We start from the raw sequence: 1,438 nt of genomic DNA, 5'->3' as shown, positions 1-1,438 counted from the left end.
CGTCGCCGAGCGGCGCGTCGAGGCCGAGCCGGGGCACGGAGTCGCGCAGCGCCTGGCGCGCCTCCATGCTCCAGTCCTTCACCAGATCCCAGGCGGCGTCGAGCGCGCCCTGGTCATAGAGCAGGCCGACCCAGAGCGCGGGCAGCGCGCAGATGCGGTTCCACGGGCCGCCATCGGCGCCGCGCATTTCCAGGAAGCTCTTCATCCGCACTTCGGGGAAGGCGGTGGACAGATGGTCCTCCCAGTCCTTCTCGGTCGGCTTCTCGCCGGGGAGGACGGACAGCCTGCCGTCAAGGAAGTCGCGGAAGCTGAGCCCCGCCGCGTCGATATAGCGGCCGTCGCGATAGACGAAGTACATCGGCACATCGAGCGCATAGTCGGCATAGCGTTCATAGCCGAAGCCGTCCTCGAACACGAAGGGCAGCATGCCGGTGCGGCTGGGGTCGGTGTCCGACCAGATATGGCTGCGGTAGGAGAGATAGCCGTTGGGCCTGCCGTCGGTGAAGGGCGAATTGGCGAACAGCGCGGTCGCGAGCGGCTGGAGCGCCAGGCTGACGCGGAATTTCTGCGCCATGTCCGCCTCGCTGCCATAGTCGAGATTGGTCTGGATGGTGCAGGTTCGCAGCATCATGTCGAGGCCGAGCGATCCGACGCGCGGCATGTGCCGCAGCATGATGTCGTATCGGCCCTTGGGCATGATGGGCAGGTCTTCGCGGCGCTTGTCGGGCCACATGCCGAGGCCGAGGAATCCCAGGCCCAGCATGTCGCCGACATATTTGACCTGCTCCAGATGGCGGCCGGTTTCCGCGCAGGTCTGGTGCAGATTGTCGAGCGGCGCGCCGGACAGTTCCAGCTGGCCCGCGGGCTCCAGGCTGATCGTGCCGTCGGTGCCGGACAGGGCGATGATATTCTCGCCCTCGAACACCGGTTGCCAGCCATAGCGGGTGAGGCCGATCAGCAGCGTGTGGATGCCGCCCTTTTCCTCATAGGAGGGGGCGTGATGATCCTTGCGGGAATAGACGAACTTCTCGTGCTCGGTGCCGATGCGCCAGCGGTCCCGGGGCTTTTCGCCCTTCGCAAAGGCCGCGATCAGCTGGTCGCGGCTTTCGATTACGGGATCATCGCCCCCTGAATCGGTTCTCGTGCTCATGCCCCGCCCTTAGTGCTTCCCCTCTGCGCGTCAAACAAGAGCGCGCGGGGGACACATAAGTTGCCTCTATGACGGCTGCAATCCCATTTCGCTTTGCAACTGTTACCAGTCGCCGTTGAGCGTCATCCAGGCGGCGGTCGCGGCGATGGCGGCGGTTTCGGCGCGCAGTATGCGGGGCCCAAGCGAGACCGGCACCGCGTCGGGCACGGCGCGGATGGCGTCGCGTTCGGCGGGATCGAAGCCGCCTTCCGGCCCGATCAGGAAGGCGGCGGGGCCGGGATGGCCGGG

2 protein-coding genes are annotated in these 1,438 nt (G+C 66.6%); both read right to left on the bottom strand.

Features of this window, described 5'->3' with window-relative positions:
- On the bottom strand, positions 1-1,150 hold a 1,150-nt coding region (locus M529_RS25360), incomplete at its 3' end, for a glutamate--cysteine ligase (protein WP_021316087.1).
- Positions 1,151-1,252: 102 nt separating this feature from the next.
- On the bottom strand, positions 1,253-1,438 hold a 186-nt coding region (locus tag M529_RS0123945), incomplete at its 5' end, for an RsmE family RNA methyltransferase (RefSeq protein ID WP_031293938.1).

It is taken from the genome of Sphingobium ummariense RL-3 (assembly GCF_000447205.1).
GTDB classification, from domain to species: Bacteria; Pseudomonadota; Alphaproteobacteria; order Sphingomonadales; family Sphingomonadaceae; genus Sphingobium; species Sphingobium ummariense.
The sequence above is the reverse complement of the archived record's forward strand: the minus strand, read 5'-3'. Positions and strand labels throughout refer to the sequence as shown.